This window comes from Sulfitobacter sp. TCYB15 (genome assembly GCF_040435955.1).
Classification (GTDB): Bacteria; Pseudomonadota; Alphaproteobacteria; order Rhodobacterales; family Rhodobacteraceae; genus Sulfitobacter; species Sulfitobacter pontiacus.
Map to the genome: position 1 here is coordinate 2,106,166 of NZ_CP159193.1, position 22,763 is coordinate 2,128,928.

Consider the following 22,763-nt stretch of genomic DNA (forward strand, 5'->3'; position numbering starts at 1 on the left):
TGCAGCGCTGTGCGCGAGGTTGGGGATGAGGGGCGCTGCCCCTCACACTCCCCGGAGTTTATTTGGCAAAATGAAGCCGTGATCCTAATCGGCGTGTTTTGCAATAAAGGCGACAAGAGCGGCGGTCGAGCCGTCTTTATCGGTCGCAGGTGCCGCGCCCTCGACGATGGGTTGCAAAGAGGTGGCGAGCTCTTTGCCCAGTTCCACACCCCATTGGTCGTAGGAATTGATGCCCAGAATGACGCCTTCCACAAAGACGCGATGTTCATACAGCGCGATGATCTGCCCCAGGGTGAACGGGTCGAGCAGAGGGTAGCTGAGCGTGGTCGACGGGCGGTTGCCGGGGAAGACGCGGTGGCGCGCCTGACGGTCCAGCTCGGCACCGGTCAGACCTTTTGCCGCCATCATCTCTGACGCTTCTTGTAAGGATCGACCGCGCATCAAAGCTTCGGATTGCGCAAGGCAATTGGCGATCAGCAGCTTGTGGTGATGTGTCAGGTCCGGCTCGTGCCCATTGGCCGCGATCAGGAATTCGCAAGGAATGACGCGGGTGCCTTGGTGGATCAACTGGTAGAACGCGTGCTGGCCATTGGTGCCCGCTGCGCCCCAGACGACGGGACCCGTGTGATAGGGCGCGGTGCTGCCATCCATCAGGGTCGACTTGCCGTTGGATTCCATTTCAAGCTGCTGGAGGTAATCGGGCAGTTGCCCCAACCGCTGGTCATAGGGCAGCACGACGCGGGTGGCATAGCCACAGATCTGATTGTGCCAGATGCCGACCAGGGCCAGCAGCATGGGCATGTTCTCGTGAGGGGCGGCCGCGCAGAAGTGACGGTCCATCGCCTGCCCGCCGCGCAGAAACGCATCAAAGGCGCGTGGGCCAATGGCGATCATCAGCGACAGGCCGATGGGCCCCCAGACAGAATAGCGCCCACCGACCCAGTCTTCGAAGCCAAAGACCTGATCCGCATCGATACCGAAATCGCTGGTCTTGTCCTGCGCTGTGCTCAGGGCGGCAAACTGCTTTGCCGGATCGCCGCCATTCTCTGTCATCCACGCGCGCGCGGTTCGGGCGTTGGTCATCGTCTCGATCGTGGTGAAGGTCTTGGAAGCGACGATTACCAGCGTGGTTTTCGCATCGAGCCCGCGGAGCGTGTCCGAAATATGCGCGCCGTCGACATTCGACACGAAGTGGCAGCGCGGCCCGTCATGATACGGCGAGAGCGCCTGCACCGCCATCGCGGGCCCAAGATCGGACCCGCCGATACCGATATTCACCACATCCGTAATGTCGCTGCTGCGGATCTGATCCGCGAAACCGCGCATCCGGTCGAGCGTATCATGAACGCCGGGCATCACATCCGCCCCATCCACCATCACCGCCCCGCCATCAAGATTGCGCAGCGCCGTGTGCAGTACCGCGCGGTCTTCGGTCTCGTTGATCTTTTCGCCTGCGAACATCGCATCGCGACGCGCGGGCACGTCCGCGGCATCGATCAGCGCCAGCAGCGCATCCATCGTATCGCGGTCAAGATTGGTTTTGGAGAAGTCGAACAACATGTCGCCGGTCTGCGCGCTGAACGTCTGGGCGCGATCGGCTGTGTCGAACAACGACAGGATAGAGCGGTCTTGCACCGCCGCCTGCATACGGATCAAATCATCAAATTGCGTCATGGTGCCCAATGTACTGTTGCCTCGTTCAATACTGCGCCGATGGGGGCCTGGAGGGCCGGCAGGCTTTGCGCCCGTTCCACCGCTGCACGTTTTTCATCGCCAAAGATCACAAGATGTTTTGACATGGCGCCTTCCAGCACCCTGCGCGACAGGGTGATGCGCCCGATGTCCTGCCCGTCGACATCGATCGGACAGAGCGCCGGCGCGTCCGCGGCCATCGCCGCCTCCAGCCCGTTTGAACCGGGAAAGAGCGAGGCCGTGTGCATATCCGCGCCCATGCCCAGCAACAGCACCGACAGCGGCAATCGGGATTCGATCTGGGGGGACAGTGTTTCTGCGGCCTCGGCCGAGGTCAGCCCGTCGATGTAGAAAGGGGTGAACGCTGCCTCGGCCGCGCGACCCACCAGCAGGCGATTGCGCAAGAGCCGCGCGTTCGACATCTCGTGGTCGGGGGCGACCCAGCGTTCGTCACCCAGCATGACCTGCACCCGCGACCAATCAAGATTGGCCGCGCTCAGGCTGTCAAAGATCGGCCCCGGGGTTGTTCCGCCCGGCACGGCAAAGCTGACCGTGTCATGGGACAACAGGGCGTTCTTCAGCTCCCCCGCGATCAGATTGGCGAGGTCCATCGCAAGGACTTCGCGGTCGGCATATTCGATCAACCTCATGCAGAATACTCCCGCCATTGGCGCTGGTCACGGCGCATCAGTTCGTTGGCATCTGTCGGGCCGTCGGACCCGCTGTCGTAGGGTTTGGGCACGTCATTGCGCGCTTCCCAGCCCTGGATGATCGGGTCGGTCCAGGCCCAAGCGGCCTCTACCTCGTCGCCGCGCATGAACAGGGTCTGGTTGCCACGGATCACGTCCATGATCAGACGTTCATAGGCGTCTACCTGTTCGGAGCCTTCAGGCCCCAAAGCGTCGGCGAATGTCATATCCAAGGGCACGTCCACCAAACGCATGCCGCCCGGGCCCGGTTCCTTGATCGTCACGCCAAGGGTGATGCCTTCGTTCGGCTGCAACCGGATCGACAGAACATTGCGGTGGCGGCCTGCGTCTTCTGCAAAAATCGAATGGGGCGTTTCCTTGAACACGACCGTGATCTCGGAGGACCGCGCCGCCATGCGTTTGCCGGTGCGCAGATAAAAGGGCGTGCCAGCCCACCGCCAGTTACTGATGTGGGTTTTCAGCGCGACGAAACTTTCGGTGCGCGAGCGTGGATCCCCCACAGCGGTACGGTAACCGGGTTGTTCGGCCTCGTTGCACGGTTCTGCCTGATATTGACCGCGGGCGATGTGATGCGGCAGCACAGGGTCCAGCGCGCGGATCACCTTGAGCTTTTCATCGCGTACCGCGTCGGGGTCAAACCGCGCGGGCGGCTCCATCGCGATCAGGCACAAAAGCTGCATCAGGTGGTTTTGCACCATATCGCGCATGGCACCCGATTTGTCGTAATATTCGCCCCTGCCCCCGACGCCGACGGTTTCGGCCACGGTGATCTGGATGTGATCGACATATTGGCTGTTCCACAGCGGCTCGAACAGCATGTTGCCAAACCGCACAGCCATCAGGTTTTGTACCGTCTCTTTGCCCAGATAGTGGTCGATCCGGTAGATCTGGCTTTCGTCGAAATACTTGGCCAGCGTGGCGTTGAGCGCCTGCGCGGTTTTCAGGTCGCGGCCAAAGGGCTTTTCGACGACGATCCGGCTTTGCGCGTCCGCCATGCCCCATTGTTGCAGACGTTCCGCCAGATCACCGAACAACGCAGGCGAGACGGAGAAATAATAGGCCTCTACCCGTTCGGTCCCGGCCATGAGCTTTTGCAGCTCGGCCCAGCCGTCCTCGCCTTTGGCGTCAATCGCGACATATTCCAGCCGGTCGATAAACCCGTCCAGCTGCGCCTTCTCGTGCTCGAAGTCGCCGTTGAATTCGGCAATCGCCTCGCGGATCATCTGCTGGTAGCCCGCGCGGTCCATTTCTGTACGCGCGGCACCGATGACACGGGCGTTTTCGGGCATTTGCCCTGCACAAAAGCGCCGGAACAAGCCCGGCAGGATCTTGCGGCGCGCCAGATCGCCTGTGCCGCCGAAAATCACCAGATCAAAAGGATCGACCGGAATGACGCGTGATACCATGTGGATGCTCCTTGTCGCGAGGCTACGACGTTTGGGTGCCGAGATGTGATGTTAGCGCAAACATACTGAGATTTCCGTTTTTCACAAGTCTGTGCACCAAATGACACGGGGTTTTATTGCGCATACCATTCGCATAAACAAAGAAAAGTAATTTATACAGGTGAGGCCCGGTTTCCTATGAAAGACGTTGTCGACGCAAATATCGGTAAATTTCAGGACCCTGCCCTGACGGCCAAGGGTGAACCCCGCGCGACTGTCAGCCTGACAAACCCGCAGACGCTGTGGTTCAACACCGGCACCCTGTGCAACATTGAATGCGTGAACTGCTATATCGCGTCCAGTCCGACGAATGATGCTCTGGTGTATATCACCGCCGACGAGGTGCGCGATTATTTGGGGCAAATCACGCAGCGCAACTGGCCGGTGACAGAGATTGCCTTTACCGGCGGCGAGCCGTTCATGAACCCGCAAATGATCGAGATCACCGAAGCCTCGCTGGCCGCCGGATATGACGTGCTGATCCTGACCAACGCCATGCGCCCGATGATGCGTAAATCGGTGCAAGCGGGGCTGGTGCGCCTGAACGAAGCCTATCCCGGCAAGCTGACATTGCGCATTTCCGTCGATCACTACCGCACCGATCTGCATGACGCAGAGCGCGGCGCGGGCGCGCTGGAAAAGACAGTGACCGGCATGAAATGGCTGCGCGACAATAACATCCGCATGGCCGTTGCGGGGCGGTCGGTCTTTGGCGCGACGGACGAAGACAGCCGCGTCGGATACGGAGCATTTTACGCGGAACACAGCTTTGACATCGACCCGCAAGACCCTGGGATGACAGTGCTTTTTCCTGAGATGGATGAAACCGTCGAAGTGCCCGAAATCACCACCGCCTGCTGGGGAATCCTTGATAAATCTCCCGACGCGGTGATGTGTTCAAGCTCGCGTATGGTGGTAAAGCGCAAAGGTGCCGCGACCCCTGCCGTGCTGGCCTGCACCCTGCTGCCCTACACCGAAGAGTTCGAGCTGGGCCATTCGCTGGAAGAGGCGGAAAAAGACGTTGCCCTGAACCACCCTCATTGCGCCAAATTCTGCGTCTTGGGCGGGGCAAGCTGTTCGGCCTGACCCCGCGCCCGCACAGCACTAGGGGCGGATGATCGCGCCGACCTTGGGGTCGGCCTCCCCCCGTGCGAGGGTGGCATAGACCTCTTCCGCATCGGCCACGCCGTCATGTACCTGCACCTCCATCCAATCGGATGCGCTGGCCGCGATGCGTTTCCACGCGGCGGTGATCTGCGCCTCGATCTTGCCGGGGCCCCATTCCTCGCGCCGCTTGGCGACCTGTGAGGGCGCAAAGAAGAATTGCGGCTTGGGGCCATCCAACGGGGCTGTCGGGGTGAACTGATCCCAATGGCTCAGCCCGACAGCGGCGGAATGTTTCAACTGATTTTTCAACGTGCTGTGCAGTTTGGCTTTGACCGTACTATTGCCGGACATATCGACATAGACGGATGGGACATGGGCCAGCGCGTCGATCTGGTCGTAGGTCAGCACCGTATCGCAATGCCCCAAACCTTCGACAAACGCGCGATTGCCAGAAGACGTGAGGCCCACGACCTTGACCCCGCGCGCCTTTGCCTCGGCGAGGTAGCTGCACAGGCCCAATCCGGTCTTGGACGAGGCGCTGCCCACAATAATCTGCTTGGCACCGAAGAATTCGTTATCCAGCAGCCAGTCGTAGATCAGATACGACGTCGCCAGCAGCGGTTGCAGCAAGGCGCGCAGGTGATCCTCTGATGCGGGGGCGGTTTTGACGGGCGTGTACTGATTATAGATCAAGGGCAGTTTCGCGCGATGTGCCGCCGCATCCACCAGACCCGCCGCGCCTTTTTCAGGCGTGATCACCAGCTCGGATGCCATTGGATAAAATCCATACAACCGCGTGCCGACCTCAAGCACATCTGTGCGGCTTTCGACGACTTTTGCAGTCCCCCACACGGGCACAATCCCCCATCCGTTCTCGGATGTCGGGAAAAACTGCCAATAGCCGATATCGAAACCCGCCGCCGCATAGGTCACATTGTTCGATGTCACCGCGAAGTTTTCGATCGCAAGACGCGCCTGCCCCGGTGCCAGCGGCTCTCCCTCCGCCTCGAGCATGCGGGTTTCGGTGATTGCGTTTTGATTGACCAATATCTGTTGCACGTAGATGCCTCCCCCTCGTTTTGCTTTAGCCTACCCCAAACGCGCGGGCTTGAACCACCAATTGACATTGACGTTACGCCACAAAAATCACGCCGGATTTAGTATCATTACATTTCAACAACTTAGCCTGATGAGCAAGTGAATCCCCGCCTGCCAAGGCCGCAGGCATTGCACCCGATATGCCCCGTCTGCTATACAAAACCGCAAGATATAGAACCAGCAAGAGCTAGGCAGATTACGTGAACGACACGCCAGAAACCCCTGAAAACGATGACGAAATCCCGGCTACGCGCCCTGTGTATGATGGCCCGTCGGTCAATATCGAACACGAGATGCGGACATCCTATCTGGATTACGCCATGTCGGTCATCGTTTCGCGCGCCATTCCCGACCTGCGAGACGGGCTGAAACCGGTTCACCGCCGCATCATCTATTCGATGTATGAAAAAGGCATCACCCACGAAAAAGCCTACCGCAAGTCGGCAAAGTCCGTGGGCGACGTGATGGGTTCCTATCACCCGCATGGGGACAGCGCGATCTATGACGCTCTGGTCCGCATGGCGCAGGACTTCTCTATGTCGCTGCCGCTGATTGACGGTCAGGGTAACTTTGGGTCGATGGACGGCGATAGCGCTGCGGCAATGCGTTATACGGAATCGCGCCTTGATAAGGTCGCGTCCTTCATGACCGGCGATCTGGACAAGGAAACCGTTGATTTCATCGACAACTACGATGGCAAAGAACGCGAACCTACTGTTTTGCCTGCACGTTTCCCGAACATGCTGGTCAATGGCGCGGGCGGTATCGCCGTTGGTATGGCGACCAACATCCCGCCGCATAACCTGGGCGAAGTGATCGACGCCTGTCAGGCCCTGATCGAGAACCCCGATCTGACCTCGGAAGAGCTGATCGAATATATCCCCGGCCCCGACTTCCCCACCGGTGGGATTATGTTGGGTCGTTCGGGCGCGCGCAAAGCCTATCTTGAGGGGCGTGGCAGTGTGATTATGCGGGCCAAGACTCGTGTCGAAGAGATTCGCAAAGACCGTTTCGCCATCGTCATCGACGAGATCTGCTATCAGGTGAATAAATCCACCATGATCGAAAAGATCGCCGAGCAGGTGCGCGAGAAGAAGATCGACGGCATCGCCCATGTTCAGGACGAATCTGACCGCAACGGCGTGCGGGTTGTGATCGAGCTGAAGCGCGACGCCACCGCCGAAGTGGTGATGAACCAGCTTTACCGTTTCACCCCGATGCAGACCTATTTCGGCTGTAACATGCTGGCGCTCAACGGCGGCCGGCCCGAACAGCTGACCCTGCGCAAGTTCCTGACATCCTTCATCGATTTCCGCGAAGATGTCGTCGCCCGCCGCACCGCCTATCTGCTGCGCAAGGCGCGTGAACGCAGCCACATCCTGTGTGGTCTGGCAGTGGCAGTCACCAATATCGACGAGGTCGTCGCCACCATCCGATCCTCTGCCGATGCCGCGGAAGCACGCGAAAAGCTGATGACCCGCCGTTGGCCCGCGGAACAGATCCTGCAATATATCGCACTGATCGACGATCCGACACATACCGCCAATGACGACGGCACCTATAACCTGTCCGAAGCACAGGCCCGCGCCATTCTGGAACTGCGTTTGCAGCGTCTGACACAGATCGGGGTGAAAGAGGTCACCGACGAGCTGGAAGAACTGGCCAAGAAAATCAAGGAATACCTTGAAATTCTGGGCAGCCGCGAACGGATCATGGGCATCATCTCGGACGAGCTGGCCGAAGTGAAAGACCAGTTTGCCGTGCCGCGCCGCACAGAGATCGTCGACTGGTCCGGCGACATGGACGACGAAGACCTGATCGCGCGCGAGGATATGGTCGTGACCGTAACCTCCGGTGGCTATATCAAACGCACCCCACTGGTCGATTTCCGCAGCCAACGCCGCGGCGGCAAAGGTGTTTCAGGCATGCAAACGAAGGAAGAGGACGTCGTCACCACCCTCTTCGTTGCCAATACCCACACCCAACTGCTGTTCTTTACGACCGACGGCATGGTCTACAAGCTCAAGACCTGGCGCTTGCCCCAAGGCGGGCGCACGTCAAAAGGCAAGGCGATCGTCAATATCCTGCCCATCCCGACCGGCGTTTCCATCGCGGCGATTATGCCCGTGGACCGCGACGAAAAAGAATGGGACGATCTGCAGGTGGTCTTTGCGACATCCGCCGGTACCGTGCGCCGGAACAAGCTGTCGGATTTCACCAACGTCATGCGCAACGGCAAGATCGCCATGAAGTTCGAGGACGACCACGCCGACACCACGCTGATCAACGCACGCATCGCGTCGAATGACGATGATGTCATGCTGGTGACCAATTCGGGCCGCGCGATCCGCTTCCCTGCGACGGATGTGCGCGTCTTCAACAGCCGCGCCTCTGTCGGGGTGCGTGGGATCAAGCTGAACGGCGATGACAAGGTCGTCTCCATGTCGATCATCCGTCACTTCGACGCCAGCTCGGAAGAGCGGACGGCCTACCTCAAGATGCGGCGCGCGATGGCCGGTCTGGCCGATGATGCGGAAGGCGACGAAGACGAAGCCCCCGCCGATCCGAATTTCTCCCAAGAGCGCTACGCCGAAATGTCCGCGGCCGAGAACCTGCTGCTAACGATCACCGAAAAAGGCGCGGGCAAACTGTCCTCCAGCCACGACTATCCCGTGCGCGGGCGTGGTGGCCTGGGCGTGACCGCGATGGACAAAGCGATGCGCGGTGGCGATATCGTCGCCTCCTTCCCTGTCGAGATGGATGATCAGATCATGCTCGCGACCTCTAAAGGGCAATCGATTCGCGTCCCGGTAGAGGGTATTTCCTTCCGGTCGCGCAGTGCCGGTGGCGTCAAAGTCTTTGACACCGGCCGCGGCGAAGTTGTGGTAAGCGTTGCCTGGATTGCAGACCAAGGTGATGAAACCGGCGACGACGAGATCGCAACGCCTGAAGCGTAAGTCGCCCACCAGAATGCTCAAAGCCGCCCCTCTTCCTGAGTGGGCGGCTTTTTTCCTTTGCGCGCTACGGATTGCAAACCCATAAAAAAACGCCCCCGAGGGGGCGTTTTCGAAACTCTCAGATCGTCAGATCTGTATTGCTTACGTACCGTTGGAACCGTTTGTGCCGTTTGCGTCGTCATCGTTGCTTGCGATAACTGCAACTGCAACGATAACCGCTGCGATACCACCGGCTGCGGCGGGGCTCAGGCCCTCAAAGCCAACGCCACCAGCGGCGCTTGGATCGATGCAACGACGTGCAATGATGCCATCGATTTCGGTAGGTGCTTGGCAAGCGTAGGTAACGCCGTTTTCGCCAACAACTGTGGTTGGGTAGCCGGCAACGCCGGAATCACCACCAACAGCGGCTTGGGTTGTAACTTGGGCGGAAGCTGCGCCGGCAGTCATCAAAAGCGCGGCGGCAAATGCTGTGAAGCGTGTCATAATAATTTCTCCAGTTTGCGAAGGTCAAAAATCTTGATCCTCATATCGCATATTTCAGGCGCAATAGCAAACTTGATATTGACGCTAGGGTCATCAGATCAAGTAAATGCAATTCAATCGACCGTTTTCGGGCTCGGCCAGACTATAATGCATATAGAGTGCTGAATTTCTCCGTCAAATAGGAAAGCAAGGGGGCCTCGCTCGGCTGCTCCCCGGTGGCGCGCGTGATCAGATTCCGCGGGGCGTAAAGCCCGCCGTGGCGTTGGACATTCTCGCGCAACCAGCCCGTCGCCGCAGAGGTATCGCCCTGCGCCAATTGCGCATCCAGTTCCGGTACATCGCGGCGCAGCGCCGTATTCAGGCACCCGGCATAGACGTTGCCCAAGGAATATGTCGGGAAATAGCCGAACAAACCGACCGACCAATGCACATCCTGCAACACGCCATTCGAGGGCCGGTCAACCGCATAGCCGAAATCGGCCTCGAACCTGTCGTTCCACGCGGCTTCCAGATCACCGACCTGCAGATCACCCGCCATCAAAGCGCGTTCCAGATCAAACCGCAAAAGCACGTGCAGATTGTATTGCAGCTCGTCGGCCTCGGTCCGGATATAGCCATCAGAGACACGGTTCACGATGCGGTAGAAGGTTTCTTCATCCGCTACGCCAAAATCACCGAAGGCATCGCGCATCTGACCATACAACCAGCCGGTAAAGGCACGGCTACGTCCAAGCTGGTTTTCATAGATCCGGCTTTGACTTTCGTGGACCCCCATAGACACCCCCGCCCCAAGCGGTGTCAAAAGGTAGTCCTTGTCGATGCCCTGCTCGTAGCAGGCATGCCCGACCTCGTGGATGGTGGAATAGAAACAGTTGAACGGGTCCAGCTCGTTGGTGCGTGTGGTGATCCGCACATCAAGCCCCGACCCGCTTGAGAACGGATGCACGGCCTTGTCGACACGCCCCATAGCCATATCATAGCCGAAGGTGGTGGCGAGCTGACGTGTCAGCTTCATCTGGGTCTCCGCGTCAAAGCGGCCCTCCAGCACCGGCGGTGCTTCGGCGGCGCGCACCGCTTCGCGCAGGCGCGTCAGCTCGGGGCGCAATGCGCCGAACATCGCCTCCAGCTCGGCAGCACGTGCACCGGGTTCATAATCATCCAGCATCGCGTCATAGACATCGCCGCCAGCAGCCAGCGCCTGCCCCTCTTCGCGCTTCAACGCGATCACCTCGGCCAAGGTTGGCGCAAAGGCCGCGACATCATCGGCGGCGCGCGCCTCGGCCCAGATGCCCTGCGCTTCCGAGGTGACCCGCGCGATGCGCGCGGCAAGGGCGGCGGGCACTTTAGAGCTGCGCGCGTGACTGCGACGGATGTCACGCAGCTGCGCTTGTCCGACGGGGTTCAGCGCCGATTCGTCGATCCTGTCCAGCCATTCGGGAATGCGCGGATCAACACGGCGCGCATGAAGCACGCCTTCCATTGCCGCCATCTCCTCACCACGCTGCGGGGCGGCCCCGCGTGGCATGACGGTCTCCTGATCCCAGCCCAACCGGCCTGCGACCTGTGCCAGCGCCTCGGTTTCGCGCTGGAACGCCATCAGCTCATCAAAAGCACTCATCAGGATTTACCTCGTACAGATGTCGGAATGGGATAGGCGCTCAGGAAGCGGGCGCGCAGGATCAGCACCCACAGCACCACGGCAAGCACCTGATGGAAGATCGCGATATGTACCGGTGCGGCGTTGATCACGGTCACAATGCCCAAGGCAATCTGCCCCAGCATCGCGATCATCATCAGGTTAAACGCTTTGCGCGTATTGGGATGCGCCGACTTACGGCCCCGCAGCCAGACCACGATAGCGAAGGCAAACAGCAGATAGCCCGCCATGCGGTGCATGAACTGCACCAGCCCGGGGTTTTCAAAGAAGTTGCGCCAGACCGGCGTGATGCTGAAGGCGTCAGGCGGAAAGAACTGCCCCTGCATCAACGGCCAATCGACAAAGAACCGCCCCGCATCGATCCCTGCGACCAGCGCGCCCAACAGGATCTGCAGGAAGGCAAAATGCAACAGGCCCGTGGACATGCCGAAAAGCTTCGCCTCCTTGGCGCGTCGCGCCTGCATCAGGTCACGCTCGCTCCGGCCCAAGAGCAACGCATACCAGGTGATGAACCCGAGGATGACGAAGGCAAGCCCCAGATGCGTGGCCAAACGGTAGCTGGCGACATCCAGAACCGCCTCTCCGGTGGTGACGCCCGACGACACCATCCACCAACCGATCGCACCCTGCAGACCGCCAAGACCGCCCAAGACAAGCAAACGTCCGGACCAGCCAACGGGGATCTGGCGACGCAAGAGAAACCACAAGAACCCGACAGCCCAGACCAGACCAATCACCCGGCCCAACTGCCGGTGGCCCCATTCCCACCAGTAGATTGCTTTGAAATCAGACAGTTCCATCCAGGAGTTCTGGACCTGAAACTCGTCAATCTCTTGGTATTTGGCGAATTCCGATTGCCAGTCCGCCTCGTTCATCGGCGGCATGGCTCCGGTAAAAGGCTTCCATTCGGTGATGCTCAGGCCACTGTCGGTCAATCGGGTCAGACCGCCTACGGCGATCATCACAAAGACCAATGCGAATAGGATGAACAGCCAGATACGGATGCCACGGCGTGCCCCACCCCGCCCGCGGTCAATGCCGCCAGCCTGTGCCACGGGGCGCGTGGCCTGCGCCTCGCCTACGTCCTCGAACAGCTTTCGTTTTTCGGCCATGGTGCCTCTCGTCTGCTAGGGTTTGTGCAGAAGTAGGACACAAGCGCACAAAGGTCTAGCCGCGCTCTTTCCAACGTACCATCTGTCGCAGGGTGCCGTGCAAGGTCTGCACGTCGGCACGGGTCAGCGGCAAACGCGACCACATGTTGCGCAGGTTGATCTTCATGCTGGCGGCCTTGTGCTCGGGATAGAAAAAGCCGGCGGTGTCCAGACGGTCCTCGAAATGCCGTGCGAGATGTTCGATCTCGCTGTTGTCGGCCCAGTCGGTGCCCGCCATCTCGACTTGTTCGGCCACGACGTCGCCCTGCGCGCGCATCCACTCATAGCCCATCAACAACACACATTGCGCAAGGTTAAGCGAGGCAAAGGCAGGGTTTACCGGGACCGAGACAATCGCATTCGCGCGGCTGATATCATCATTCTCAAGCCCTGCCCGTTCCGGCCCGAACAGCACCGACACACGGCGGCCCTCGCGGATCATCTGCGCGGCTTTGGCCATAGCCGCTTCAGGACTATAAACTGGCTTGGTCAGATCTCGATCGCGCGCCGTGGTGGCAAAAACAAAGGCAGCGTCGCCCACAGCACCGGCCAGATCATCATAGATCACCGCCTCATCCAGCAACCGCCCCGCACCGGATGCCATAGCAACGGCCGAAGGGTTCGGCCAGCCGTCACGCGGCGCGACAATGCGCATGCGATCAAGGCCAAAGTTCCACATGGCCCGAGCGGCGGCACCGATGTTTTCGCCCATCTGCGGGCGCACAAGCACAAAGGCCGGGATCTGCGGGTGTTCTACTGTATCATTCATGGGCACCTCATACGCGCGCGGCGCGCACCTCGCAAGAACGACCGGGCGCTCCATCCGCCTTCCAAATGGGAAAAAATCCTCGCCGAAGGCATAAAAGTTTTTCTTTCCCCGCGTGATCCGCTAATTGACGCGCAATAACGCAAAGGACAGCAAGCCATGGATACGCCCGAACAGCCGCAGCTTTACCTGATTACCCCGCCCGAGCTTGAACTCTCCAGCTTTCCCGACCAGCTGGCGCGTGTGCTGGATGCGCATGATGTGGCCTGCGTGCGTCTGGCGCTCAGCACGCGTGACGAAGATCGCGTGATGCGCGCGGCGGATGCGCTGCGGGGGGTCACCGACGCGCGTGACATTGCGCTGGTGATTGCGGATCACACTTTGCTGGCGGAACGGTTGGGGCTTGATGGCGTGCATCTGTCGGATGCGGCACGCTCCGTGCGTCATGCGCGCAAGACCTTGGGCGATGACGCCATTGTCGGCAGCTTTTGCAACGGCTCGCGTCACGACGGCATGGCCGCAGGCGAAGCGGGTGCGGATTACATCAGCTTTGGTCCGGTGAACGCGTCCCTGCTGGACGATGGCACCCACGCCGAACAAGACCTGTTCCAATGGTGGTCCGAAGTGATCGAAGTGCCGGTCGTCGCCGAAGGCGGGCTCAACACTGATCTGATCCGCGCGCTCACCCCCGTTACCGACTTTTTCGGCATCGGGGATGAAATCTGGACCAGCGAAACACCCCAGCAGGCGCTCGCTGATCTGATTGCCGCGATGAAGTAACCGCGCAGGGCGGGTGTTACAGGAACACCCGCTCTACGAACCAATAGGCCCCGATGACCGCAATCGCGACCGACGCCGGTATGGCGACAAAGCGACGGTAGGGTGCCGCGACCTGACGGAACTGCACCGACAGGAAACACCCGGTAAAGACCAGCGCCAGCGGGATCAGGAACACCGGCACCGGTGCCTCCAGCAGCGCGGCCACGGCGGGCATCGGCACGATGCACAGCGCCAGCGCAATCACCGTCAGCGCCACATAAAGCCCCTTGGCCGCACGCGGGTCACCCTGCCCGCGCATCACCCGCAGCGCTTGCCAGACACAGAGGAACATGACGGCAATCACGGTGAGCTGCCCGATCTCTACCCCGATGTTGAACCCGATGAGCGCCGGGATGAACTGGTCTTGCGGCAAGCCGAATTCCCCCAGCACCGAGGCAAAACCAAGCCCGTGCAACAGACCAAAGCCAAAGATCACCAGCGGTCTCCACGGGCTGAGCCCTGCAAGAAAGATATTCTCGACCGCGACATAGACGATAGAGGCGGCGATCAACGGCTCGACAATGCTACCGGGGACAGACACCCAGCCAAGCGCGCCAAGCGCCAATGTCACCGTATGCGCTGCCGTAAACGCGGTAACCTGCCAGATCAGCGGGCGCAGATGTGTCGACAGGAAAAATAGGCCCAGCACGAACAGGATATGATCCAGCCCCTTGGGCAGGATGTGGTCAAACCCGACGGGAATATAGCTGGCAAACGCCTCCCACGCGGATTGCTGTCCGCCGCCCGCAAGCAAAATTTCGGGGCTTTCCGCGCCACCGTCCAGATAACCGGTATAGGGGTTTTCCACCCCTTGCTGACGCAGGACCAGCGCGCCCGATCCATCGGGCCATGACACCACCAGCCCGCGCGTGTCTTGCGGCACCATTCCTTGCAGCGACCATTCGGCGATGCGGGGCAGTTCGGGGTTCACATCTTCGGGAAGCGTCAGCGCGACTGCCTCCAGCGCCACAGGCTCCCCATCGGCGCGCAGCAGCGGTAGCGCGTTCCACTGGGCCAGCAATTCCGGCGCACGGGCCGCGACCTCATCGGCGGGCAAGGCACGCAAGCTGTCGTAATCGCTGGCATTTTCGGCATCATTCGTATCGGCCACCGCGTCCAGATCAATGCCGGACATCAGCGCTTCTAGGTTCACGCGCAGATCAAGCGTGACCTGACCGTCGCTGCTTTGCACGTCGGCGATGGTCGGCACGACTTCATGCGCCTGCGCGAGCCCTGCCATCCCACTTGACAAAACCAGCGCATAGGCCAGCTTGAGTATCAGTTTATAAAAGGTTGTTGTCATGTTTCTGTCCCGTTTCGTACTCGTACTATCATTCTTATTACCAACTTCGGCTGTCACTGCGCATGAATTCTGGTTGGACGCGCCCGCGTATCAAGTACAGACCGGCACCGAAATAACAACCGACATCCGCAACGGTGAGTTGTTTGAGGGCACACGCCTCGCCTATTTCCCGAACAGCACCGAACGGTTTGACGTGACTTTTGACGGGGAAACCACACCGGTCTCAGCGCGCATGGGCGATATCCCGGCGCTGAAGATGACCGCGCCGGATCAGGAAGGGCTGGCAATCGTCGCGCATCAGGCAAAGGCGACAATGCTGACCTATAAAGACTGGCAAACATTCGTCGGATTTACCGTGCACAAGGATTTCATGCAGGCATTGGCCGAGCACCGCTCGAAGGGCTACCCCCAAGACAAGGTCCGCGAACGCTATAGCCGCTATTCCAAGGCGCTGATCGCTGTCGGCGACGGACAAGGTGAAGACAAAGCCTTGGGGCTTGAAACCGAACTTGTCGCGCTCACCAACCCCTACACGCTTGAGGCCGATCAGCAGATGGAGGTCGCGCTGACCTACCAGCAAGAGCCGCGCCGCGATGTGCAGGTTGAAGTCTATGAACGCGACGCCGACAAGAACGTCACTGTGACCAAATACCGGACGGATGACGCGGGGCACGTCCAATTTCCGGTTACCGCGGGGATGACCTATCTGGTGGATGCCGTGGTGCTGCGCCCTGCCCCGGACGTGGAAACCACCCCCACCAGCCCCCAATGGGAGAGCCTTTGGGCATCGCTGACATTTGCCGTGCCGGAATAGGCCTTTTCGCGCCGCCGCGCCTTGCGCCCGCCATATCGGTTGGGCCATACCGGCGGCATGACACATACACCTGACATTCTCTGCATCGGTTCCGTGCTTTGGGACATTATCGGCCGTGGCGATACGGTCATGCGGCAGGGCTCTGATATGCCCGGTCGCATCTCGCGTCTGCCCGGTGGCGTTGCGCTGAATATCGCGATGGCGCTGGCCCGCTTTGGGCTGTCCCCTGCCCTCATCAGCGCCGTCGGGCGCGACCCCGAAGGGGACGAGCTGATCGCCGCGTGCAAGCTGCGCGGGCTGCATACGGATCATGTGTACCGCTCGGATGATCTGCCCACGGACCGCTATATGGCGGTCGAGGGCACCAACGGCCTGATCGCCGCCATTGCCGATGCTCATTCGCTTGAGGCTGCGGGCGATAAAATCTTGCGCCCGTTCGAAGACGGATCGCTGCCCACCCCCTACCGCGGGGCCGTTGCGTTGGATGGCAACCTGACGCTGGACCTGCTGTCGCAAATGGCCCGTAGCCCGCTGCTTGAGCATGCCGATCTGCGCGTCGCTCCTGCGTCGCCGGGCAAGGCGCAACGGCTCACACCGTTTTTGCAGGCGGAACGCGGCACGCTTTACGTCAACCTCGAAGAAGCGGGTCTGCTGTGTCAGGCGACATTCGACAATTCGCGCGATGCGGCCACGGCGCTGCTGTCGCGCGGTGCCGTGCGCGCGGTGGTCACCGATGGCGGCAATCCCGCGACGGTGGGTGCGCCAAGAGGTCTGATCACCCAGAACCCGCCGCCCGTCTCTGTCACCCGCGTCACCGGTGCCGGTGATACGTTCATGGCTGCCCATATCGCGGCTGAAATCAAAGGGGCGGCACCAGACGCGGCCCTGACCCAAGCGCTTAGTGCCGCTGCCCAATATGTTTCTGGAGAGACCAAAATATGATTCCCCTGCACCGCTCTGCCGAAGTCGCCAAAGCCCATGCGAATGGCACCCCCGTTGTTGCGCTGGAAAGCACGATCATCACCCACGGGATGCCCTATCCGCAAAACCTAGAGGTCGCGCGTCAGGTCGAGGCAGATGTACGTGAGGCCGGTGCGATCCCCGCGACCATCGCTGTGATCGACGGACGGTTGCACATCGGGCTCGAGGACGACGAGCTGACAGCATTGGCGCAGGCCAAGAATGTCGCCAAACTGTCGCGTGCCGATATGGCGGCCTGCATCGCCACAGGCGGCACCGGTGCCACCACGGTTGCCGCGACGATGATCGCCGCCCATCTGGCCGAGATCGCGGTTTTCGCCACTGGCGGTATCGGCGGCGTGCATAAGGGCGCAGAAGACAGCTTTGATATCTCTGCCGACCTGATGGAACTTGCCCAAACGCCGGTGACCGTTGTCGCCGCGGGGGCCAAGGCCATTCTGGATGTGGCCAAGACGCTGGAGGTGCTGGAAACCCAAGGTGTGCCGGTGATCACCGTCGGCCAAGACAGCTTCCCCGCCTTCTGGAGCAGCACCTCCCCGCTGAAATCGCCCCTGCGCATGGATAACGCGACTGATATCGCCGCCGCCCATAAAGTGCGCGGCCACATGGGTTTGCCCGGGGGGCAGCTGGTCGCCAACCCGATCCCGAAAGAGGATGAAATCGCCGCCGCTGATCTGGCACCCATCATCAAGGCCGCCCAAGCCGATGCCAATACCCACGGCATCAGCGGTAAGGCCGTAACCCCCTATCTGTTGCAGCGCATCTTCGAACTGACCGAAGGCCGGTCGCTGACCGCGAACATCGCATTGGTGCGTAACAACGCCCGTTTTGCGTCCAAAATTGCGGCTGCACTTATGTCAAAAGACGCATAAAGCTTAATTATTATGCGTCCTCCATTGTAGCAACGCGTGAAACGCCCTAGCTCTAACGCATTGCTGCAGTGGGATAACCTTCATTCATGAACACACCGTTTACGCCGCCCCTTCCTCCCGCACCGCGCCGGACTTTGTTCGCGCGGATCAGGGCTTCGTTCCTGACGGGGCTGGTGGTGATTGCGCCGGTCGGCCTCACGATCTGGCTGATCTGGACCGTGATCGGCTGGATCGACGGGATCGTGCTGCCGATGGTGCCGCTGGCCTATCACCCTGATCGGCTGATCCAGACGTATTTCGGGTTGGACCCCTCTGCCCAGATCAACGTGCGCGGCATCGGTGTGATCATCTTCTTGCTGTTCACGGTCATCGTCGGTTGGCTGGCCAAGGGCATTATCGGCCGGTCGTTCATCCGTTTCGCCGAAAGTCTGGTAGAGCGTACACCTGTGGTGCGGACCATCTATTCCGGAATCAAGCAGATCTCGGAGACGATTTTCGCCCAGTCAGAGCGCAGCTTTGAAACCGCCTGCATGATAGAATACCCGCGTAAAGGTATGTGGGCGCTTGGTTTTATCTCTATCCCCGCAAAGGGAGAGGTCGCCGCCGCAGGGGGTGAAGGGTCGAACCTTGTGGGGGTGTTTGTGCCGACCACGCCCAACCCCACCTCGGGCTTTTTGTTGTTCGTGCCGCAAAAGGATGTGACCGAGCTCGACATGTCGGTCGAGGACGCGGCCAAGCTGGTGATCTCTGCCGGGCTGGTCTATCCGCCAAAGAAACCGGTGCCGGTGGACCCATCCGCGACCCCGCGACCCGACCGCATTTCCCCTAGCTGAACATCTTGCGCAGATCGACTGAACTGCACTTGCCTACACTGTCGATATCGGTTTGCAAAAACCGCTCGGCCGAGGTGCGGCCCGCGGATTTAAGCGCGGTGATCACCGCCCCGTTCGGCACGCTTTTGGTAGCGGTGGACAGCTGCGACATCAGATCGTCGTCAGCGATCATGTGAATCCGCAACCGCTGCATCTGACCTTCCTCGACACGTCCCTGATCCAGCAGGTTCTGCACAAAGTGGATCGCACGAAGTTCACGTAACAAGCTGGAATTAAAGCTGATTTCATTCACTCGATTGTGGATCATCTGCGGCGTGGTGGGCAGTTCGTCCCGTTCAAGCGGGTTGATATTGATGATGACGATGTCCCCCGGCAGGTCCGAGGAATACAGCGGGAAAAGCGCCGGATTGCCGGTATAGCCCCCGTCCCAGAACGCCTCGCGCCGGCCCGATTTCGGATCCTCCATCTCGATCGCCTGAAACAGCGTCGGCAGACAGGCCGAGGCGAGGATCGCATCCGGCGTGATCTCTTCTTTCTCGAAGACGCGGATCTTGCCGTCGCGCACTTTGGTCGCGCTGACAAACAGCCGTGGTCCCGCCGCCTCGCAGATATGTTCGTAATCAAACGTCTCGACAATATCGCGCAGCGGGTTGCGATAGAGCGGGCCGTAGACATAGGGCGACACGATCTGCGTCATCGCCGTACTAAGCATGACCGGCCAGCTATAGGCCATCGCCTGACTAAGCGCACCGACGCCAAAGGGGGCCATCCAGCCGTTCAGATGCAGGTTCCCGACACCGGCGACCTTGTCCCACAGCCAATCCAGATTATCGCGCGCGGCCTGATGCCCGCCCTTGATCAGCCCCGCCTTCAACGCAGCGCCGTTCAGCGCGCCAGCCGATGTGCCGGAAATACCGCTGATCTCAAGCTCTGGCTCTTCCAGCAGCCGGTCAAGCACGCCCCAGGTATAGGCCCCATGCGCGCCGCCGCCCTGTAGGGCAAGGTTGATCTGTTTTTTCTGCATCTAGACGCTCCGCCAGTCGGCGCGCGCGAGGTATCCCCGCGCCCGCGTGTTATATTACAGGGCGGTCCAGCCACCATCGACGCTGATCGTTGTACCGGTGATCTGGTCCCCCGCCTCGGAACATAGGAAGGTCGCGGTGCCGCCCAGTTGTTCGACCGTGGCGAATTCTTTCGACGGTTGGCGCTTGAGCATGACGTTCTTGATCACCTCTTCGCGCGACATGTCGTATTCTTTCATCGTGTCGGGGATCTGCTTTTCGACGATATCGGTCAACACATAGCCCGGGCAGATGGCATTGCAGGTGATCGGGTCTTCGGCCGTTTCCAGCGCGGTGGTTTTGGACAGCCCTACGATCCCGTGCTTGGCCGCAATATAGGCGGATTTATAGGGCGAGGCTGTCAGCCCGTGCGCCGAAGCGACGTTGATCACGCGGCCCCAGCCCGCCTCGCGCATCATTGGCAGAGCCACCGCCGTGGTGTGAAACGCAGAACTGAGGTTGATGGCGATGATCGCGTCCCATTTCTCGGTCGGGAAGCTGGGGATCGGCGCGACATGCTGGATGCCCGCGTTGTTCACCAGAATATCGCAGCGCCCTGCATCGGTGATCAGCTGGCGGCATTCTTCGGCTTTCGACATATCCGCCTTGATATAGCGCGCGGTAACGCCGGTTTCGGCGGCGATGTCTTTCGCAATAGCGTGGTCTTCGTCGCTGTCGGTAAAGGAGTTCAGCACAACATCCGCCCCCGCCCGCGCCAATGCCCAAGCGATGCCAAGCCCAATACCGGAATTGGACCCCGTGATGACTGCTGTTTTTCCTGAAAGATCGATGCTGTAAGCCATGAAAATCTCCTAGCGTTTCTGCAGGTGCATCATGGCGGGCTGCGAAACGAATGGAAACGGCTAATTCCGCACCCCGGCGGAATGCCCCTGCTGCCCGGACATATGCCGGATCACGGGCAAAAAAAAACGTCCGCACGAAGCGGACGTTAAGTTATTGAGGCAGGTTTCATACAGGCAAGAAACCTATCGAGCAGTGAGTTCGTTATACGCAATTCGCCGCCGTAATCCAAGCTTAAAGTTTGAACTGTAGCTGCCGCATCGCTAAGGAATACGCTAATAAAACAAGGGCAGAGCGGGATTGTTGCTAAAATGGCGTTTAAATTTTTCCAAAGCTGTCGGGCAGTTGCAGCTGTTTCTTCACTGATTCTTCTCGGTGGATTCGCCCGCGCCGAGCCCGCACATGGTATATCTATGTATGGGGACCCTGCTCTCCCACCTGATTTTGTGTCGCTGCCCTATGCCAACCCGGACGCGCCCCAAGGCGGTGCGATCGTTCTGGGCAACACCGGCGGGTTTGACAGCCTCAATCCCTTCGTGCGCAAGGGCACCTCGCCGTGGCAGTTGCCGTTCTTTACCCATGAAAGCCTGATGGGCCGTTCGTGGGATGAACCTTTCGCGCTTTACGGGCTTTTGGCCGAATCGATTGAGGTCCCGGAGGACCGGTCATGGGTCGAATTCACCCTGCGACCCGACGCGCGCTTCTCTGATGGCAGTCCGGTCACCCCCGAGGATGTGATCTTTAGCTACGACATGCTCGGCACAGAGGGGCACCCGCGCTACCACGGGCTTTATGCCCAGATCGACAGCATCACCCAGACCGGTCCGCGCAGCGTCAAAATGGTGTTCAACACCGATAACCGAGAGCTGGCCCTGCTGGCAGGGATGCGCCCGATCCTGAGCAAGGCGCAATGGGAAGGCCGCGATTTCGCCAATGCCCCGCTGGCGGAGATACCGCTGGGCTCCGGCCCCTATGTGGTCAGCGATTATAAGGCGGGCAAACAGGTCACCCTGACGCGCAACCCTGACTACTGGGGCAAGGATGTGCCGTTTCGCAAAGGCACCCATAACATCGACGAGATAAAGCTCGACTTTTATGGCGACGCGAATGTCCTGTTCGAGGCGTTCAAGGCCGGAGAGATTTCCGCCCTGCGCGAATTCAACGCCGAAAGCTGGGCGACGCAATATGACTTCCCCGCCGTGCAGCGCGGTGATGTGGTCAAATCCACCTTCGCCCATAGCAAACCCTCGGGCATGACCGGATTGGTCATGAACACCCGCCGCGCGCCCTTTGACGACATCCGTGTGCGTGAGGCGCTGATCGCGGCCTTTAACTTCGAGTATATCAACGAGACGCTGACCGGCGGGGCGCAACCGCGCATTACCTCTTATTTCTCGAACTCTCCGCTGGCGATGCAAGACGGCCCCGCCGCCGGCCGCGTGGCCGAGTTGTTGACCCCCTTTGCTGATGACCTGCCTGCCGGCGCGCTTGACGGCTATGCGCTACCCGTGTCCGACGGATCCGCCCGCAACCGCGCGGGCATCCGCCGCGCCATGGGCGCGTTGGCCGACGCGGGATTCAGCGCCGATGGCGGCACCATGCGGGGGCCTGACGGGCAGCCTTTGTCGTTCAGCATCCTACTGTCCAAAGGTAGTAGCGAGAATATCGCCATTGCCGAGCTTTACATCCAGGCGCTGGCCCGTCTGGGCATCACCGCCCGCGTGGACGCTGTGGATGACGCGCAATTCGTCGCGCGTAACGCGGCCTTCGACTTTGACATGGCCATCTTCCGCCGCGCCCTTTCGCTGAGCCCGGGCAACGAACAACGCTATTACTGGGGGTCGGAGGCAGCCGATCAGGAAGGCAGCCGCAACCTGATGGGGGTGAAATCCCCTGCCATTGACGCGATGATCGATACGATGGTCGGGGCCAGCAGCGCCGAGGATTTCACCGCCGCCACCCGCGCGCTGGATCGCGTGCTGACCGCCGGGCGCTATGTCATCCCGTTCTGGCAGTTCACCGAAGACCGCATCGCGCATGTCGCAGCGATGAAATACCCCTCCCACGTGCCGCTTTATGGCGACGGGCCGAACTATATGCCGGAAGTCTGGTGGATTGAACCGGCCCAGTAAGCGATGCGTATCGGTATCAGGCGGCGGTGCCTGTGGCGTGGCGGCCCTTCGGGGAGAGTTTATTTGGCAAAATGAAGCGCG

The 22,763-nt window shown here is 60.3% G+C and carries 19 protein-coding genes; 8 read left to right on the forward strand and 11 right to left on the reverse strand.

The window, feature by feature from the left end; all coding sequences use genetic code 11:
* Positions 1-84 precede the first annotated feature (84 nt).
* From pgi to zwf, 3 genes are read right to left on the reverse strand one after another with little or no spacing between them, the layout of a single operon-like run.
* Positions 85-1,674: a glucose-6-phosphate isomerase gene (pgi, locus tag ABM428_RS10120; RefSeq protein WP_132996535.1), complete on the reverse strand. Its 1,590-nt coding sequence runs from the start codon at positions 1,672-1,674 to the stop codon at positions 85-87.
* A complete protein-coding gene (gene pgl, locus ABM428_RS10125; protein ID WP_132996534.1) occupies positions 1,671-2,342 on the reverse strand; it encodes a 6-phosphogluconolactonase in 672 nt (223 codons plus the stop codon). The genes pgi and pgl overlap by 4 nt, the downstream gene beginning before the upstream one ends.
* Positions 2,339-3,808, reverse strand: coding sequence for a glucose-6-phosphate dehydrogenase (zwf, locus tag ABM428_RS10130; protein ID WP_064216451.1), 1,470 nt, complete (start codon positions 3,806-3,808; stop codon positions 2,339-2,341). Before zwf ends, pgl begins: the two co-directional genes overlap by 4 nt.
* A 177-nt stretch (positions 3,809-3,985) precedes the next feature.
* Here zwf and ABM428_RS10135 point away from each other — a divergent pair, with 177 nt between their 5' ends.
* Positions 3,986-4,933: a radical SAM protein gene (locus ABM428_RS10135; protein WP_353627903.1), complete on the forward strand. Its 948-nt coding sequence runs from the start codon at positions 3,986-3,988 to the stop codon at positions 4,931-4,933.
* Positions 4,934-4,951: 18 nt separating this feature from the next.
* On the opposite strand, the gene ABM428_RS10140 is transcribed toward ABM428_RS10135, so the two are convergent.
* Positions 4,952-6,013 (reverse strand): DUF2855 family protein, encoded by a 1,062-nt coding sequence (locus ABM428_RS10140; RefSeq protein ID WP_353627904.1) that lies wholly within the window; start codon positions 6,011-6,013, stop codon positions 4,952-4,954.
* Positions 6,014-6,252: 239 nt separating this feature from the next.
* Between ABM428_RS10140 and gyrA the strand changes: the two genes are divergently transcribed.
* Positions 6,253-9,009 (forward strand): DNA gyrase subunit A, encoded by a 2,757-nt coding sequence (gene gyrA, locus ABM428_RS10145; protein WP_037944370.1) that lies wholly within the window; start codon positions 6,253-6,255, stop codon positions 9,007-9,009.
* Between the two features lie 141 nt (positions 9,010-9,150).
* On the opposite strand, the gene ABM428_RS10150 is transcribed toward gyrA, so the two are convergent.
* The 4 genes from ABM428_RS10150 to ABM428_RS10165 all read right to left on the reverse strand — a co-directional run bounded on the left by ABM428_RS10150 (position 9,151) and on the right by ABM428_RS10165 (position 13,069).
* Positions 9,151-9,492, reverse strand: coding sequence for a hypothetical protein (locus tag ABM428_RS10150; RefSeq protein ID WP_037944371.1), 342 nt, complete (start codon positions 9,490-9,492; stop codon positions 9,151-9,153).
* 142 nt (positions 9,493-9,634) lie between these two features.
* Positions 9,635-11,110: a carboxypeptidase M32 gene (locus tag ABM428_RS10155; protein WP_168592013.1), complete on the reverse strand. Its 1,476-nt coding sequence runs from the start codon at positions 11,108-11,110 to the stop codon at positions 9,635-9,637.
* Entirely contained in the window at positions 11,110-12,261 is a 1,152-nt protein-coding gene (ctaA, locus tag ABM428_RS10160) for a heme A synthase (protein WP_037944373.1), read from the reverse strand. Before ctaA ends, ABM428_RS10155 begins: the two co-directional genes overlap by 1 nt.
* A 55-nt stretch (positions 12,262-12,316) precedes the next feature.
* A complete protein-coding gene (locus tag ABM428_RS10165) occupies positions 12,317-13,069 on the reverse strand; it encodes an RNA methyltransferase (protein WP_005853757.1) in 753 nt (250 codons plus the stop codon).
* Between the two features lie 156 nt (positions 13,070-13,225).
* Here ABM428_RS10165 and ABM428_RS10170 point away from each other — a divergent pair, with 156 nt between their 5' ends.
* Positions 13,226-13,846, forward strand: a complete 621-nt coding sequence (locus tag ABM428_RS10170; RefSeq protein ID WP_009824730.1) for a thiamine phosphate synthase — start codon at positions 13,226-13,228, stop codon at positions 13,844-13,846.
* Between the two features lie 16 nt (positions 13,847-13,862).
* Here the strand turns inward: ABM428_RS10170 and ABM428_RS10175 are convergent, their stop codons facing one another.
* Positions 13,863-15,188 carry a HupE/UreJ family protein gene (locus ABM428_RS10175; protein WP_132996530.1) on the reverse strand — a complete coding sequence of 442 codons (1,326 nt, stop codon included), beginning with the start codon at positions 15,186-15,188 and terminating at the stop codon, positions 13,863-13,865.
* Between ABM428_RS10175 and ABM428_RS10180 the strand changes: the two genes are divergently transcribed.
* From ABM428_RS10180 to ABM428_RS10195, 4 genes are all read left to right on the forward strand, one after another.
* Positions 15,187-16,002: a DUF4198 domain-containing protein gene (locus ABM428_RS10180; RefSeq protein WP_132996529.1), complete on the forward strand. Its 816-nt coding sequence runs from the start codon at positions 15,187-15,189 to the stop codon at positions 16,000-16,002. The two genes, ABM428_RS10175 and ABM428_RS10180, sit on opposite strands and share 2 nt — an antisense overlap.
* A gap of 57 nt (positions 16,003-16,059) precedes the next feature.
* Positions 16,060-16,944: a PfkB family carbohydrate kinase gene (locus ABM428_RS10185; protein WP_037964353.1), complete on the forward strand. Its 885-nt coding sequence runs from the start codon at positions 16,060-16,062 to the stop codon at positions 16,942-16,944.
* Entirely contained in the window at positions 16,941-17,855 is a 915-nt protein-coding gene (locus ABM428_RS10190; RefSeq protein WP_132996528.1) for a pseudouridine-5'-phosphate glycosidase, read from the forward strand. Before ABM428_RS10185 ends, ABM428_RS10190 begins: the two co-directional genes overlap by 4 nt.
* 86 nt (positions 17,856-17,941) lie before the next feature.
* Entirely contained in the window at positions 17,942-18,688 is a 747-nt protein-coding gene (locus tag ABM428_RS10195) for a DUF502 domain-containing protein (protein ID WP_051577588.1), read from the forward strand.
* Here ABM428_RS10195 and ABM428_RS10200 read toward each other — a convergent pair.
* Both ABM428_RS10200 and ABM428_RS10205 read right to left on the reverse strand, forming a co-directional pair.
* A complete protein-coding gene (locus ABM428_RS10200) occupies positions 18,681-19,712 on the reverse strand; it encodes a patatin-like phospholipase family protein (protein WP_005853766.1) in 1,032 nt (343 codons plus the stop codon). The genes ABM428_RS10195 and ABM428_RS10200 overlap by 8 nt on opposite strands.
* A 54-nt stretch (positions 19,713-19,766) precedes the next feature.
* Positions 19,767-20,552 (reverse strand): 3-hydroxybutyrate dehydrogenase, encoded by a 786-nt coding sequence (locus ABM428_RS10205; RefSeq protein WP_289081053.1) that lies wholly within the window; start codon positions 20,550-20,552, stop codon positions 19,767-19,769.
* Positions 20,553-20,963: 411 nt separating this feature from the next.
* Here ABM428_RS10205 and ABM428_RS10210 point away from each other — a divergent pair, with 411 nt between their 5' ends.
* Positions 20,964-22,682, forward strand: a complete 1,719-nt coding sequence (locus ABM428_RS10210; RefSeq protein ID WP_353627905.1) for an extracellular solute-binding protein — start codon at positions 20,964-20,966, stop codon at positions 22,680-22,682.
* The last annotated feature ends 81 nt before the right edge of the window (positions 22,683-22,763 follow it).